Raw genomic sequence first — 15,190 nt, forward strand, 5'->3', positions numbered from 1 at the left:
GCTTGTGCTGCTTATTTCATCTTCAGCCGATATTCGCTAAGCTGTAAACTCAGACTCGCCTCAGCGAGCGCAGTAAAAATCACGTACAATAGCGCTGTATTTTGAATAAGGAATTGATTACATGCCACCATTTGTCTTGGTCGATGGCTCTTACTTTTTATTTCGTGCCTTTCACGCACTGCCACCATTAACCACGTCAACCGGTTTACATACCAATGCAATTCGTGGTGCGATTTCTGCTATTCAAAAACTGATGCGCCGGACCCAACCGACCCATATGGCGGTGATTTTCGATACTCCAGAACCGACCTTCCGGCATGAGCTGTCACCGATTTATAAAGGTGACCGTCCGAGTATGCCAACGGAATTATCCGAACAGATTCCTTATCTGCATGCCTTGATCCGTGCCTTGGGCATTCCGCTACATACCTTGCCAGGTGCCGAAGCCGATGACATTATCGGGACACTGGCCAAACGTGCCGAGGCGATGGGACATCAGGTGCTGATCTCTACGGGCGATAAAGATATGGCGCAACTGGTGACCGAAAAAGTTACCCTAGAAGACAGCTTTAAAGAAAAACCGCTGGATGTCGACGGCGTGTTTGAAAAGTTTGGCGTCTGGCCGAATCAGATTATTGACTATCTGACCCTGATGGGCGATGCATCAGATGGCATCATGGGCGTGCCAGGTGTAGGTGCCAAAACTGCAGCAAAACTGCTCACTGAATATGGCTCGATTGGCGGCATTTTAGAAAATGTCGACAAGATCAAAGGCAAAGTCGGTCAAAATATTAAAGAACATGTCGATGGTATTGCACTGGACCATCAGCTGGCCAGTATTGTGATCGATCTGGATCTTAACTTTGGTTATGACGATTTAAAACTGGGTGAGCCAAATGTCGAGACCTTGCGTCATTTGTACACCGAGCTGGAATTCCGTAACCAGCTGCAGTCCTTAGATCACCCGAACAACCCGAATAATTCAAACTACCAGCAGGCGGCAAAATCTATTAACGCCAAAGCGGTTACAGCACCAGAACCTCTGGAAGACCATGCGTCTGTGACCAGCAGTGATGACCAGCTAGGTCAAGCGACCTACCACACAGTATTAGGCCAGCAGGACTGGGACACACTGTTTGAGCGCCTAAGTACCGAAAAACGTTTTGCCTTTGATACCGAAACCACCAGTTTGGATTATCGTATTGCACAGATTGTCGGTTTCTCGGTCGCCTTCGATGCGCAGGATGCTTATTATGTTCCCTTGGCACATGATTATGAAGGCGCACCGGAGCAGCTGAATCGTGAAGTAATTCTGGCGCAGATCAAACCAATTCTGGAAGATGAGTCTGTAAAGAAAATTGGTCATCATCTAAAATATGATGCACATGTACTGGAAAATCATGGCATTCATCTGGCAGGCTGGTATTTCGATACCATGCTGGCTTCCTATGTCCTGAATTCTGTCGCGACCCGTCATGGCATGGATGATGTGGCCCGTCTGTATTTGAGTCATCTGACCACGACTTATGAACAAGTGGCCGGTAAAGGTGCTAAACAAAAGACCTTCAACCAGATTCCACTTGAAACTGCAGCACATTATGCCGCAGAAGATGCACATGTCACCTATCGCCTTTATGAAGTCTTGAGCAGCAAATTGCAGGCACACCCTGAACTGGTGAATATTCTGCATAATATTGAAGTTCCGGTCGCACGTGTACTGACACAAATGGAAGAAAACGGCATCGAACTGGATCTGGCTTTTCTGGATCAGCTTGGGGGCGAATTCTCCAACACCATGCAAAATCTGGAAAACCAGATCATGGAAATTGCAGGGGAAAGCTTTAATGTCAGCTCACCTAAACAAGTCGGTGAAGTGTTATTTGAAAAGCTGGGTCTAAAAGGCGGTAAAAAAACCACCACCGGACAATACAGTACCAGTGAAAGTGTACTGGAAAAAATTGAACATCCGATTGCCCAGCTGATTCTAGAATATCGTGGCTTGTCCAAGCTGAAAAGTACCTATACCGATGGCTTATGCAAACAGGCCAATCCTGATACCCACCGTGTGCATACCAGTTATCATCAGGCATTGACTGCAACTGGCCGTTTATCATCGACTGATCCAAACCTGCAGAACATTCCGATTCGTGCCGAAATTGGCCGTCAAATCCGCAAGGCGTTTGTGGCACCGGAAGGTCGTGTTTTGCTGGCAGCCGATTACTCACAAATTGAATTGCGTCTCATGGCTCATTTATCTCAGGATGAAGCCTTGCTAGATGCCTTTATTCACGGTCAGGATGTACACCGCCGTACGGCTGCGGAAGTTTTGGGCATTGCCTTGGAAGATGTCACCAATGACCAGCGCCGTCAGGCCAAGGCCGTCAACTTCGGCCTACTTTACGGTATGTCCGAGTTTGGTCTGATCCGACAGTTAGGTTTTACCCGTCAGGAATCACAGGATTATATCAAGCAGTATTTCCACCGTTATCCGGGCATTTATGACTATATGCAACGTACCCGTCAGGTCGCATTAGAACAGGGTTTTGTTGAAACCCTGCTCGGACGCCGTTTATATACTCCAGATATCGATGCCCGTAATATGATGGTGCGTAAAGCGGCAGAACGTGCTGCAATTAATGCCCCACTACAGGGTTCGGCTGCAGATATCATTAAAATGGCGATGATTGAAGTCGACAAGATGTTGCCGAAAGATCAGGCCAAAATGCTGCTGCAAGTTCACGATGAACTGGTGTTTGAAGTCGATGAAGACATTGCCGATGAACTGGTACCTAAACTGGCTAAAGTGATGCAATCGGTATTGCAGATTTCTGTACCGTTGGTGGTAGAAGTCGGTAAAGGTAAAAACTGGGATGAGGCGCATTAATGCGTCTTTAACCTCTTCCTCCTTTAGGAGGTGAGGAATATATTCCGCAAGGGGATGGAGGCGATTTTAATTTATAAACATCACCTACAGGCAGCGATATTAAAATTTTTTCTGCTATCAAGTTTTGAACGCATGTTTTTCTATTTTTAGAAAATCAGCAGCATTACTGGTTCAGAGTATCCAAGTTCCCTCTCTTTCTAGGAGAGGGCTAGGGAGAGATTAAAATCCCCTCTTCTTCTTGCACTTCGATTAAAACTTGTCAAGGTTTGAGAAGTTTAACAATTCCCTCCCAACCTCCCTTTTCTAAAGGGAGGAGCAAATAAAAAGGACGCCTCAGCGTCCTTTTTATTTGGATCCGATTAAAGACCGGTAAGCAGTACAATCGCCACCTGGTTCATAATCATTTCGATAATAATTAAAGTCAAAATGGCGAAGATTGGAGAAAGGTCAATCATGCCCATATTTGGCATAATCCGGCGGAAAGGTGCCAGTAAAGGCTCAGCCAGCTCTTGCACGACTTCAATATAAGGCGAACGAGACTGGGTAAACATCACCACCCAGCTTAAAATAATGGTAGCGAAAATCAAATAACGACAGAAACGGATCAAATCCTGCATCATGGTGACAAAAGTCAGAATAATCAGATGGACAGGCCCATTCGGCATCCCACCTGACAGATACATCATGCCAAAAATTTTAAGCAGATAGAGCACGACCAATAATGCCAAAGCAGCAGTACTGACTCGGCCTTTGGCCAAGGTTGGGAAAATTCGACCAAATACATCTACAATTTTAGTGGCTTTCACGGTAGAAAGAACCACAGGATTGTAAGGACTGACCGCTGCCAGTTGCATTAAAAATCGGAAGAATACGAGCAAAATCGCGACGTTAATGATAATGCCAAAAATTAGCGCAGAATTTGCACCCATACTTGAACGTTCCTAAAAATTAAACTGAAGATTTGCTGCTTTCACTGAGCTCTTGTGCCAGTTCTTGACTGCGTTTTTGTGCAGCGGCAAGTGCCGCCTGAATATTTTGAGAAATCTGGGCGCGATCAAAGACTTCAAGTGCGGCCTGTGTAGTCCCATTTGGAGAAGTCACATTTTTACGTAACTCAGCGGGCGTATTCGAACTGGTAATCGCCATTTGCGCCGCCCCTAAAGCCGTCTGCAAGGTGAGTGCAGTTGCAACTTTTTCATCCAGACCTAAATTTTTACCCGCACGAATCATACTTTCCATCATATAGAAAAAGTAAGCTGGACCCGAACCCGAGACTGCAGTGACTGCATCAATTTGTGCTTCTGATTCGACCCAAATGGTCAGCCCGGTCGACGCCAAAACCTGACTTGCCAGCTCACGATCACTCGTTTCTACAGATGCATTAGCATATAAACCATGTGCTCCGGTCTGTACCAATGCTGGCGTGTTCGGCATGACCCGGACAATACGCTCTGTCCCCAACAATGCTGACAATGTAGCTATTTCCGCACCGGCGACAATGGAAATAATCAGTTTATTATTAACCAGACCTTTTAAAGGTTGCAGCACTTGAGCCAAAACTTGAGGTTTTACCGCCAACACAACGATATCTGCATCCTGAATTGCAGCGCTATTATCCCCGGTCACATTGATTTCTTTTTCCGCCAATAAAGCACGGACTTTTTCGACCGGATCAGAAACTGTAATACGTGTTGCTGGCAAACCACGTGAAATCAGACCGCCAATTAAGGCTTGGGCCATATTACCGCCACCAATAAAACAAATATTACAATTTAAAGCTGCACTCATGTTCAATGCTCATCGTTGAGTTCTAAAGTTGAAGAAACTGAAATCGGTAGCCATCCGCCTGCTTCACAATATGCAGATTGGGCCAACCAAAATCCTTTAGGGGTAAACACGCCTAGCATAACATTATCTGTGCTTAATATTTGAATAGTATGCCGAGCCCAAGGAAATATTTGCGCTTCCTGAATGGCTTTTTTCAGTGGCCAGGTACCGACACGGCCATATAAATGAATTTTTTCGCCACCCTGACGCTGCTGCAAATGCAAAGGTTGCTGCAATAATGCAGCCGATAAACCTAACTGTGCAGGCTGAATGATAAATTTCCCTGACAAAACCTGCACGCTGTCTTTTAAAGCGAATTTTATAGTTTTCGGGCTAGTTTGAACTTGTTGTTGATCAGCTAAATAGATCTCTGCGGCCAAACGATATAATTGCTGCTGATAGCGTACATAGTAAAAGCCTTGCCAATACACTGCCGCCTGAGCATCTTGCTTGGCATAAATCACTTCGCGTTGCAAACGCTCTACCATCGCTAAAGATGGACGATACTGTTCTTTACCTTTCATCCAGGCAGAGAGCAATTGACGTTGTCGTGATTTTGAAAGCTGTAAAAATTTACCAAGATCGAGCTGCGTTTCAGTTCCACAAGATGCTAAATCCTGTTGCAGCACTTCTTGTAAAATGTCTTGAGCATCCTGCATCAGCTCACTGGTTCGCACCAAGGCGGCTTGCATTTTAGGATAACGTTCGCTTAATACCGGCCACAGCGTCTGGCGTGCCCAGGCCCGGTCATAATAGGTATCAGCATTGGTCGGATCTTCAATATTCTGAACATTCAGGTCTGATGCCCATTGGCAAATCTGCTCACGGGAAATATTCAGTAGTGGCCGCCAAATCGTCAGATTTTCACGTATATCGATCTGTTTCATTGCCGCTAAGCCGTCAACACCGGCACCAGACAATAAACGTAGCATCAGGGTTTCCGCCTGATCCTGCTGATGATGTGCCAGCACCAATATTTCATCCGCTTGCAAATGTTGCAGATAAGCCTGATAACGTGAATTGCGCGCTTGCTGTTCCAGATTGCCACTAGCGACATGAACTGGCTGGATGATGCAGGGAATATTCAGTTGCTGACATTGATGTGCAACGAACTTGCCCCAATCTGCGCTGAGTGCTTGTAACTGATGATTGACATAAATCGCCCGAACTTTTTCCGGGCATAAAAAAAACATCAGATGCAGCAACAGCATAGAATCTACGCCGCCACTGCATCCGATGAGAAATTTTGTCTCTGCAGGAAAGTCCTGCAGCTGTTTTAAGAAACCAGACCTAAATTGTCGCTGCCAAACTTCATTAAACGTTGGTAACGTGCTTCGCATCGTGCTTGCGCTTCCATTGGTTGCAGTTCATTCAAAGCTTCTTTCAGCACTGCTTTCAAGCTGTTCATGACCTGATCCGGATTTAAATGAGCACCCTCACCTTCATCCACCACATATTCGACAATACCCATTTTCTGCAATTTTTCTGCAGTCAGAGCCAAGGCTTCACTGGCCTGTTCAGCTTTTTCAGCGGTTTTCCAGAGAATTGAGGCACAGCCTTCCGGTGAAATCACCGAATAAATACTGTGAGAGAGCATCACCACACGGTCTGCCACCCCAATACCCAGCGCACCCCCTGAACCGCCTTCACCCAGTACAGTTGCAATCACAGGTACTTTCAAGTTAGAAAGCTGAGCCAGACTGGTGGCAATCGCTTCAGCCTGACCACGTTCTTCTGCACCGACACCCGGATAAGCACCCATAGTATCAATAAAGGTGAATACTGGAAGATTGAAACGCTCTGCCATGTCTAGCAGACGCTGTGCCTTACGATAACCTTCCGGGTTACTCATGCCGAAATTATGCTGTAATTTTTCACGGGTACTACGACCACGATGCTGACCGACGATCATCACCGGTTGACCATCAAAACGAGCCAGACCACCGATCATCGCGCCATCATCACCATATAGGCGGTCACCATGTAAAGCATCAAATTCAGTGAATATTTCACCCACATAGTCCAGGAATTGTGGACGTTCTGGATGACGTGCAATCTGCACTGTCGCCCATGCTTTTGATGGAGTTGCTTTATTTTTCATAGGTTAACCGTTTTCATCCCTATAAAGGTATTAATTAACAAACTGTTCGGATTGAATCGAGAGTTCAATCTCCCAATTTTTAAATTGCTGCTGTTCATCGTGCAGTTCAGCGACCAGCAATGGCCATTGCTTGGCATCACCAGACACGCTGAGTTGCCATTGTTGCGCATTTTCAACCTTGAGTTCAATGGCAGGAAGCATCTCATCGCTACGACTGTGATTGACCAAAACCGACAGACGAAGCAGCAAACATAACCATAAAAGTTTAGATCCACCGACTTTCATCACATCAATCTTGGCATCAGCGCGCAATTTACGCCGATGGTGCGCGACCAAATGTGACAAATGATTTTGATCAACTTGCGAGAAACCGGCAATATCCGAGTGTTGTAATAAATATGCGCCATGACGATGATAGCCACTGTGACTGATGGCCAAACCAATCTCATGCAGATAGGCGGCACGACGTAACAGGTCACTATCTTCAACACTCAAACCGAGTTCACTGGCCACGTCATTAAACAGTTTTTGTGCGGTCTGAACCACACGTTCAGCCTGTTTGGCATCGGCATTATAACGGCCGATCAAGGCATGCACGGAACGATCACGGATATCTTCATGCTTGAAACGGCCAAGCAAGTCATACATCACGCCTTCACGTAGTGCACCATCAGAATAGACCAAATGGTCAATTCCCAGTACATCAAAGACTGCATAGAGAATGGCAATACCAGCAGGTAAGACGGCACGACGATCATCTTTCAGACCTTCGAACTCCATGTCCGAGACATATTTATATTTAAGCAGTTTATCTTTGAGCTTTTCCAGGCCTTCACGCGTCAACTGTTCGCGATCATTGCTCCAGCCCATATTGACGCAAATCTGGCGGCAGGCTTTAATGGTGCCACTCGAGCCAACGACAGCATCCCAACCGGCTTCTTTATAAGTATTGGCAATTCCCGAAATTTCTTTACGTGCCGCAGTAACTGCTTTATCAAAGGCTTTGGCACTGATTTCGCCATCCTGAAAATAGGCCTTGGTAAACGCTACACAGCCCATTTGTACCGATTCGGTATGAATCGGCTCGAATTCTTCACCGATAATCAGCTCAGTTGAACCGCCACCGATATCAACTACCAGACGACGACCGCTGTTGGCCATGGTATGCGATACACCCAGATAAATCAGACGGGCTTCTTCACGACCGGCGATAATTTCGATCGGTTTCGGTAAAATTTCTGCAGCTTTCTGGATAAATTCATGGCCGTTTTTGGCTTGACGCAAAGCATTTGTCGCCACGATCCGCAAGCGGTTTGGCTGAACTGCGCCTAAACGTCCGACAAAACGGGCCAGACAGGCCAAACCGCGTTGCTGGGCGGCTTCGGTTAAATTCTTATTTTCGTCTAGTCCTGCGGCAAGCTGAACTTTTTCTGACATTGATGCCACTTTCTTCACTTCGCCATGGTCTACACGGGCGATGGCCAAATGAAAGCTGTTTGATCCCATATCGATGGCGGCAAGTAATTCTTCATCAATCAAAAAGTCAGACATTCCAGAAATAAACCTTTAACGAATTGTGCTTAGAGTAATTCACATGCATGCAATTTAAAAGCCATTTGTAGCGACAATTTAATGCCTCATTCTTTTTTGTATCGGGAATAATAGTGAGACACGATCATCACTATCGTGATCATCCATTAGACAAAATAACATTAAGCATTGAAAATTTACAGATTCCCCTACATTGTTAAAGATGGCTATGTAATACTAATAATTAGTTATCTTTAAAATATTAATCTGGAGCACATTCCATGTCTGGCAACATCATAAACACTACTGACGCAAACTTCGAAGCAGACGTTCTTCAATCAGACGTTCCTGTACTGGTGGACTTTTGGGCAGGCTGGTGTGCACCATGTAAAGCAATTGCACCCGTACTTGAAGTGCTTGCTGATGAATACCAAGGTAAAGTTAAAATCGTGAAAGTTGACGTAACTTCTTGCGAACAAACTGCTGTGAATTTCAACATCCGTAACATCCCGGCTTTGTTGATGTTCAAAAATGGTGAAGTTGTTGCGACTCAAGTCGGTGCTGCACCAAAATCTAAACTGACAGCATTTATTGATGACAATATCTAAGCACAGCATTTTTAGTAAAAAATACGCGACTCATTCTCGCGTATTTTTTTCGGCTATAAATTGACAAACCTAGCATTTTCTCTTATATTCGCTACTCAAGAGATAAAGGATCCTAAATCCTGTCAATTTCTTACAAGACACATTACATAAGATGCCGCTCGGCAATAGAAATTGTTTTCCACATTTTCCTTTGAAACACTCAAACAGATCTCTGAATTGTTCTTTTGCAAATTCAATTGCTTTCGTTTGAATGCTGGTATGCGGCCGAATGTTACTCCCTTTCTAACCTGTACCTCAGAACTTTGATTCTATCTGACCACCTATGAATTTAACCGAACTCAAGAAAAAACCGATTGGCGAACTCATCAAGATTGCCGAGTTTATGGGCCTCGAAGGTATGGCTCGTAACCGTAAGCAAGACATTATTTTTGCCATCTTAAAACGTCATGCAATGAATGGCGAAGAGATTTTTGGTGATGGCGTTCTAGAAATTTTGTCAGATGGTTTTGGCTTTTTACGCTCAGCCGCAGGTTCTTATTTAGCAGGTCCTGACGATATCTATGTCAGCCCTTCTCAAATTCGTCGTTTTAACCTCCGTACTGGCGACACCATTACTGGCACCATTCGCCCGCCGAAAGAAGGCGAACGTTATTTTGCTTTACTTAAAGTCAATCAGATTAACTACGACACACCTGAAAATTCACGTAACAAGATTCTGTTTGAAAACTTGACCCCATTATTCCCGACCGAACAGTTGGTGATGGAGTTAGGCAATGGTACCACTGAAGATTTAACCACCCGTGTGATCGACCTAGTGGCCCCGATTGGTAAAGGCCAGCGTTCAATTATTGTGGCTCCGCCGAAAGCGGGTAAAACCATGCTGCTGCAAAGCATTGCACAGTCCATCGTTCGCAATAATCCTGAAGTTATTCTGATCGTTCTCCTGATTGATGAACGTCCAGAAGAAGTGACCGAGATGGAACGTACGGTTCGCGGTGAAGTCGTGGCTTCTACCTTTGATGAATCTCCTGCACGTCACGTTCAAGTTGCTGAAATGGTGATTGAAAAAGCAAAACGTCTGGTTGAGCACAAGAAAGATGTGGTGATTCTGCTTGACTCGATTACCCGTCTGGCACGTGCCTATAACACCGTGATCCCTTCATCAGGCAAAGTACTGACTGGTGGTGTGGATGCGCATGCCCTAGAACGTCCTAAACGTTTCTTTGGTGCTGCACGTAATATCGAAGAAGGTGGTTCACTGACCATCATTTCTACTGCCCTGATTGAAACCGGTAGTAAAATGGATGAAGTGATTTACGAAGAATTCAAAGGTACAGGTAACCAGGAAATTACCCTTGATCGTCGCATTGCAGAAAAACGCGTATTCCCTGCGATGAACATCAAGAAATCTGGTACTCGTCGTGAAGAACGCCTGATGTCAGAAGACAATCTGCGTAAAGTCTGGATTCTACGCAAGCTGCTGCATACTCAAGATGAGTTGGCGGCAATGGAATTCTTACTAGATCGCATGAAAGAAACCAAAACCAATGATGATTTCTTTGATCAGATGAAACGCAAAGCTTCAAATTAAAATTTCAAATGAAAGGTCACCTAAGCGGTGGCTTTTTTAGGTTGACATAAATTACAGAATGAAACAATCGAGCCTGATTTATGTAAACTTATTTTTAAGTTTTTGATTAATAAAATATTCAGATTAAAAATTGTATAACTTTTAAGTGTTTAACAAGCCTTTCTCCAATCTAAATCTTTCATTCCATTGTTATTTTCTGTTAAAAACTTTTTATTTTTTATCGTTTTTCCGTACTTTTTTGATCATTGCCAGTAGCAATTAAAAATGCGCAGTGATAGCATATTTGCAGACCAGTTAGACTGCTCCTGCGTTGTTAGTCCCTAACACAATTAGGAACAATAAAAGCACTTAACAGACTAACTTTGGTTTTTTTTAATCTCAATTTTTAGAGAGTGATGCCATGTTATTCAAAAAAATCGCTATTGCTGCTGCAGTTGCTACTACTCTAGCTTTCGTTGGTTGTGCTAAAAAAGCTGACGACGCTGCTACTGACGCTAACCAAGCAGCTTCTGAAGCTGTAGAAGCTGCTTCTGAAGCTGAAGCTGCTGCTGATGCTGCTGCTGTAGAAGCTACTTCTGAAGTTGCTGCTTCTGAAACTGCTGCTGCTTCTGAAGCTAATGCTGCTGCTGCAGTTGCTACTGATGCTGCTGCTACTGCTACTGCTGCTTCTGAAGCTGCTGCTCAATAATCTTCTAGATTATTCAGTACAAAAAAAGAGAGCCTTTGGCTCTCTTTTTTATTTTAAACACTGAAACTTCAAAAAAATAACAGAATTTAAAAAAGCAGATCAGTTGATCTGCTCATTTCCCACACGTTGACGGAACTTCTGTCCCGCACGGAAGGTCACTACACGGCGTGCAGAAATCGGAATCTCTTCACCCGTTTTCGGGTTACGGCCTGGACGTTGACGCTTGTCACGCAACTCAAAATTACCAAAACCCGAAAGTTTTACTTGCTCGCCTGAGATGAGCGCCTGGCTAATCTCATCGAAGAACAACTCAACCATTTGTTTTGCTTCACGACGGTTTAAACTCGTGAGCTCACTTAAATGATCAGCCATTTCTGCTTTAGTTAGTGCTGTCATGAAGCCCTCAATGTCGCTTGGTAAGTGTTTTCTAACACTTGAAGGATATTATCCATACCTGATTTAATTTCAGCATCTTCCAGTGTACGGCTTGGATGCTGCCAGAGAAGTGCAAATGCCAGTGAGCGTTTCCCTTCTTCTACTCCTTGTCCAGTGTACACATCGAACAACCAAGTTGAGTCTAAAAGCTCTCCGCCTGTTTTTTCGATAAGTCCCTGAATTTCGCTAACATTAATCTTATCACTAATTAAAAGCGCAATATCACGTCGAACCGATGGAAAACGTGATAATTCTGTAAAATTAGATACATAAGTTTGCAAAACAGCCGCTTGATCCAATTCTGCCACCCATGTGGTTGCCAGATCAAGTTCGTCTTCAAGTGAGGGATGTAAACGGCCAAAGTAACCAATTGATTGACCATTCACGAGAATTTCTGCGGATTGCCCTGGATGCAACCAGCTACGCTCTGAACGTATATATTCCACTTTGACACGACCAGCAGCCAGAATTTCCTCTATATCGCCCTTAAAGTCAAAGAAGTCCATTGGCTGTGCCTTGCCATGCCAAGACTCAGGGGTACGTGAACCCGTTGCAATCAGGGCAAAGGTTGGAATCTGTTTTAAATCATGAATACTGCTGGCTTCTTGATAGTCAAAACGCAGACCAAGCTCAAAGAAACGTACACGGCTTTGCTGACGGTTCACATTGTACTGAACACAAGGAATTAGACTAGACAGCAAGGTTGAACGCATCACCGCCAAATCACTTGAAATTGGATTCGCTAATGCTAATGGATTCACACTGGAATTAAGTTGCTTCTCAAGTTTTAGGTCTGCGAAGCTAAAGCTGATCGCTTCCTGATAACCTAAAGTTACGGCAGTTTGACGGAGTTGACCCAACTCAAATTGATCTTGGTATTTCGCCAATTTCACATCAATCACAGGCAGACTGATTTGAATATTGTCATAACCGTGAATACGTGCCACTTCTTCAATCAAATCTTGATAGATCACCATGTCATAACGATGTGATGGCGGCACTACAGACCACTCACCTTCTGCTTTTACTGTAACTTCACAACCTAAACGGGTTAAAGCATCAGTAATGAACGCTGAGTCAACACTATAACCTAGCAGTTGATCGACTTGGGCTTGATTCAATTCAATTGCGTCACGTGTTGGCAATAGAGCCGCATTTTCGGCAACTGTAATTGGTCCGAACTCACCGCCCGCAAGTTCAGCAATCAATTGTGATGCGCGGTGCATAGCGATCAATGGCAATTCAAAATCGACACCACGTTCATAACGCTGAGAAGCATCGGTATGCAAGCCAAAGCTACGTGCACGACCCGCAATATGCAGTGGCGCGAAGAATGCAGATTCCAGGAAAATTTCAGTGGTTGCATCGCTGACTGCTGAAGACAAGCCGCCCATAATACCGGCAATGGCTAATGCTTTTTCATCATCTGCAATCACCATCACTTTTTCGTTGAGTTCAACTTCTTGTTCATTGAGCAAAACTAACTTTTCAGCTTCCGTCGCTTGACGTACATGTACCGCACCTTGAACTTTACCGCCATCAAATGCGTGTAGCGGTTGACCAAGCTCGATTAATACATAGTTGGTAATATCGACCAGAATGCTGTGCTGACGAATACCTGAACGTGCCAATGCACGCTCCATCCATACAGGAGTCACAGCCTTGGTATTGACGTTCTTGATAACACGACCCAAGTAACGTGGGCAGCCTTCAGTCGATACAACGACTTTCTTTTCTTCGCTAATAGTCGCAGCTACTTCTTTAATTTCAGGGGCAGTTACTGGCAATTGGTTAATCACACCAATTTCACGTGCGATCCCGCGAATACTGAAGCAGTCCCCACGGTTCGGTGTAATGCTGATGTCAATCACGTTGTCATCAAGGTCTAGATATTCACGAATGTTCATACCTACTGGTGCATCCGCTGGAAGCTCTAACAAACCATCAATTTTATCTTCTAAATCGATTTCTGAAGCGCCGCACAGCATGCCTTGTGACTCTATACCACGTAGCTTGCCTTTCTTGATTTTGAAATCGCCTGGAAGTACTGCACCAATGGTCGCAACTGGCGCTTTCATGCCGGCACGTACGTTTGGCGCACCACATACAATTTGCAGTGGCTCACCTGAACCGATATTGACAGTGGTCACACGCAAGCGATCTGCATCAGGATGTTGTTCTACCGTCAGGACTTCCCCCACCACTACGCCGGTAAAGGGTTTAGCTGCAGGCGCAAGTTCATCCACTTCCAGACCCAACATGGTCAGTTGATCAGAAAGTTTTTCGCTATCGATGGCTGGGTTAACCCATGTGCGTAGCCAATTTTCGCTAATTTTCATTGATATAAAACCTGTAATTCAAATCTCTAGAATCCCCCTCTGCTCCCCCATTTTCCAAAGAGGGAGAACTCCATCTATTTCGCGGAGTTCCTCTCCTTTTTAAAAGAAGAGGTTAGGAAAGGATTATTAAAAAGTTTTAAGCAAACTGGCGTAAGAAACGCACATCGTTTTGGAAGAACATACGTAAGTCATTCACGCCATAACGCAGCATTGCAAAACGTTCAACACCCAGACCAAAAGCAAAGCCTTTGTATTTTTCAGGATCAATGCCTGCAGCTTGCAGCACATTCGGATGCACCATACCGCAGCCCAATACTTCTAACCAGCGACCGCGTTCATCCATAATATCCACTTCCGCACTCGGCTCTGTGAACGGGAAATAAGATGGACGGAAACGTACTTTCAAATCTTTTTCGAAGAATTCGTTCAGCAGGTTAATCAGCAAACCTTTCAGTTCCGCGAAGCTGGTATTTTCAGCCACGTATAAACCTTCGATCTGATGGAACATCGGTGAGTGGGTTTGATCCGAATCACAACGGTAAACACGGCCCGGACACACGATCTGGATTGGTGGTTGCTGGGTTTCCATGGTACGAATCTGTACACCAGACGTATGCGTACGCAGCAAATGGTTCACATCAAAATAGAAAGTATCGTGCATGGCACGCGCCGGGTGATGACCTGGAATGTTCAGTGCTTCAAAGTTGTGATAGTCATCTTCAACTTCAGGACCTGTTGCAATCGTAAAACCTGCCTTGGTAAAGAACTGGCAAATACGCTCTTGCACCTGGGTCACTGGATGGATACTGCCCACCTGCTGGCCACGACCTGGTAAAGTAATATCAATGGTTTCGCTTGCCAGTTTTTGTTCTAAGGCAGCTTTATGCAATTCTGCCTGACGTGAGGTCAATGCAGCGGTAATAGTTTCACGTACAGCATGGATTTGTGCGCCGAAGACTTTACGTTCTTCAGGATCCATTTTACCAAGCGACTTAGATTGTTCCGCGAGCTGGCTTTTTTTCCCCGTAAATTGCACTCGTACTTGATCAAGTGCAGCAAGGTCTTGAGCTGCTGCAATCGCAGCGAGCGCTTCAGTGGTCAGGGCTTCCAGTGACATAGTAACTCTCAAAGCAACAGGTTAAAAAATATTTTAAAAACCCCACATTCTAACAGTTTTTAGACACTTT

12 protein-coding genes are annotated in these 15,190 nt (G+C 44.7%); 4 read left to right on the forward strand and 8 right to left on the reverse strand.

Translation table 11 applies throughout. The features are described from left to right. Window positions 1–121: 121 nt before the first annotated feature. Window positions 122–2,884 carry a DNA polymerase I gene (polA, locus tag ACTL4S_RS00055; protein WP_441298494.1) on the forward strand — a complete coding sequence of 921 codons (2,763 nt, stop codon included), beginning with the start codon at window positions 122–124 and terminating at the stop codon, window positions 2,882–2,884. Between the two features lie 359 nt (window positions 2,885–3,243). Here the strand turns inward: polA and ACTL4S_RS00060 are convergent, their stop codons facing one another. Genes ACTL4S_RS00060 through ppx form a run of 5 tightly spaced genes read right to left on the reverse strand, consistent with a single transcriptional unit; the run spans window position 3,244 to window position 8,363 of the window. Further along, a complete protein-coding gene (locus ACTL4S_RS00060) occupies window positions 3,244–3,813 on the reverse strand; it encodes a YggT family protein (protein ID WP_004278259.1) in 570 nt (189 codons plus the stop codon). 19 nt (window positions 3,814–3,832) lie between these two features. Then, window positions 3,833–4,672: a pyrroline-5-carboxylate reductase gene (gene proC / locus ACTL4S_RS00065; RefSeq protein ID WP_004278260.1), complete on the reverse strand. Its 840-nt coding sequence runs from the start codon at window positions 4,670–4,672 to the stop codon at window positions 3,833–3,835. Window positions 4,673–4,674: 2 nt separating this feature from the next. Further along, complete coding sequence (gene tilS / locus ACTL4S_RS00070) at window positions 4,675–6,051, reverse strand: tRNA lysidine(34) synthetase TilS (protein WP_441298495.1); 1,377 nt, start codon at window positions 6,049–6,051, stop codon at window positions 4,675–4,677. Then, window positions 5,988–6,812: an acetyl-CoA carboxylase carboxyltransferase subunit alpha gene (locus ACTL4S_RS00075; RefSeq protein ID WP_004278263.1), complete on the reverse strand. Its 825-nt coding sequence runs from the start codon at window positions 6,810–6,812 to the stop codon at window positions 5,988–5,990. Before ACTL4S_RS00075 ends, tilS begins: the two co-directional genes overlap by 64 nt. 30 nt (window positions 6,813–6,842) lie before the next feature. Next, window positions 6,843–8,363: an exopolyphosphatase gene (gene ppx / locus ACTL4S_RS00080; RefSeq protein WP_004278264.1), complete on the reverse strand. Its 1,521-nt coding sequence runs from the start codon at window positions 8,361–8,363 to the stop codon at window positions 6,843–6,845. Window positions 8,364–8,623: 260 nt separating this feature from the next. Here ppx and trxA point away from each other — a divergent pair, with 260 nt between their 5' ends. From trxA to ACTL4S_RS00095, 3 genes are all read left to right on the forward strand, one after another. Next, window positions 8,624–8,950, forward strand: a complete 327-nt coding sequence (gene trxA / locus ACTL4S_RS00085) for a thioredoxin (protein ID WP_005250793.1) — start codon at window positions 8,624–8,626, stop codon at window positions 8,948–8,950. 322 nt (window positions 8,951–9,272) lie between these two features. Then, a complete protein-coding gene (gene rho, locus ACTL4S_RS00090) occupies window positions 9,273–10,541 on the forward strand; it encodes a transcription termination factor Rho (RefSeq protein WP_004278267.1) in 1,269 nt (422 codons plus the stop codon). 400 nt (window positions 10,542–10,941) lie between these two features. Beyond that, complete coding sequence (locus ACTL4S_RS00095; protein ID WP_441298496.1) at window positions 10,942–11,229, forward strand: hypothetical protein; 288 nt, start codon at window positions 10,942–10,944, stop codon at window positions 11,227–11,229. A 99-nt stretch (window positions 11,230–11,328) separates the two neighbouring features. On the opposite strand, the gene ACTL4S_RS00100 is transcribed toward ACTL4S_RS00095, so the two are convergent. The 3 genes from ACTL4S_RS00100 to pheS all read right to left on the reverse strand — a co-directional run bounded on the left by ACTL4S_RS00100 (window position 11,329) and on the right by pheS (window position 15,120). After that, window positions 11,329–11,625: an integration host factor subunit alpha gene (locus ACTL4S_RS00100; RefSeq protein ID WP_004783565.1), complete on the reverse strand. Its 297-nt coding sequence runs from the start codon at window positions 11,623–11,625 to the stop codon at window positions 11,329–11,331. After that, window positions 11,622–14,003, reverse strand: coding sequence for a phenylalanine--tRNA ligase subunit beta (gene pheT / locus ACTL4S_RS00105; RefSeq protein ID WP_441298497.1), 2,382 nt, complete (start codon window positions 14,001–14,003; stop codon window positions 11,622–11,624). Before pheT ends, ACTL4S_RS00100 begins: the two co-directional genes overlap by 4 nt. A 136-nt stretch (window positions 14,004–14,139) precedes the next feature. Then, window positions 14,140–15,120 (reverse strand): phenylalanine--tRNA ligase subunit alpha, encoded by a 981-nt coding sequence (gene pheS / locus ACTL4S_RS00110; RefSeq protein WP_005246036.1) that lies wholly within the window; start codon window positions 15,118–15,120, stop codon window positions 14,140–14,142. Between the last annotated feature and the right edge of the window lie 70 nt (window positions 15,121–15,190).

This window comes from Acinetobacter lwoffii (assembly GCF_052078135.1).
Taxonomy (GTDB): Bacteria; Pseudomonadota; Gammaproteobacteria; order Pseudomonadales; family Moraxellaceae; genus Acinetobacter; species Acinetobacter lwoffii_Z.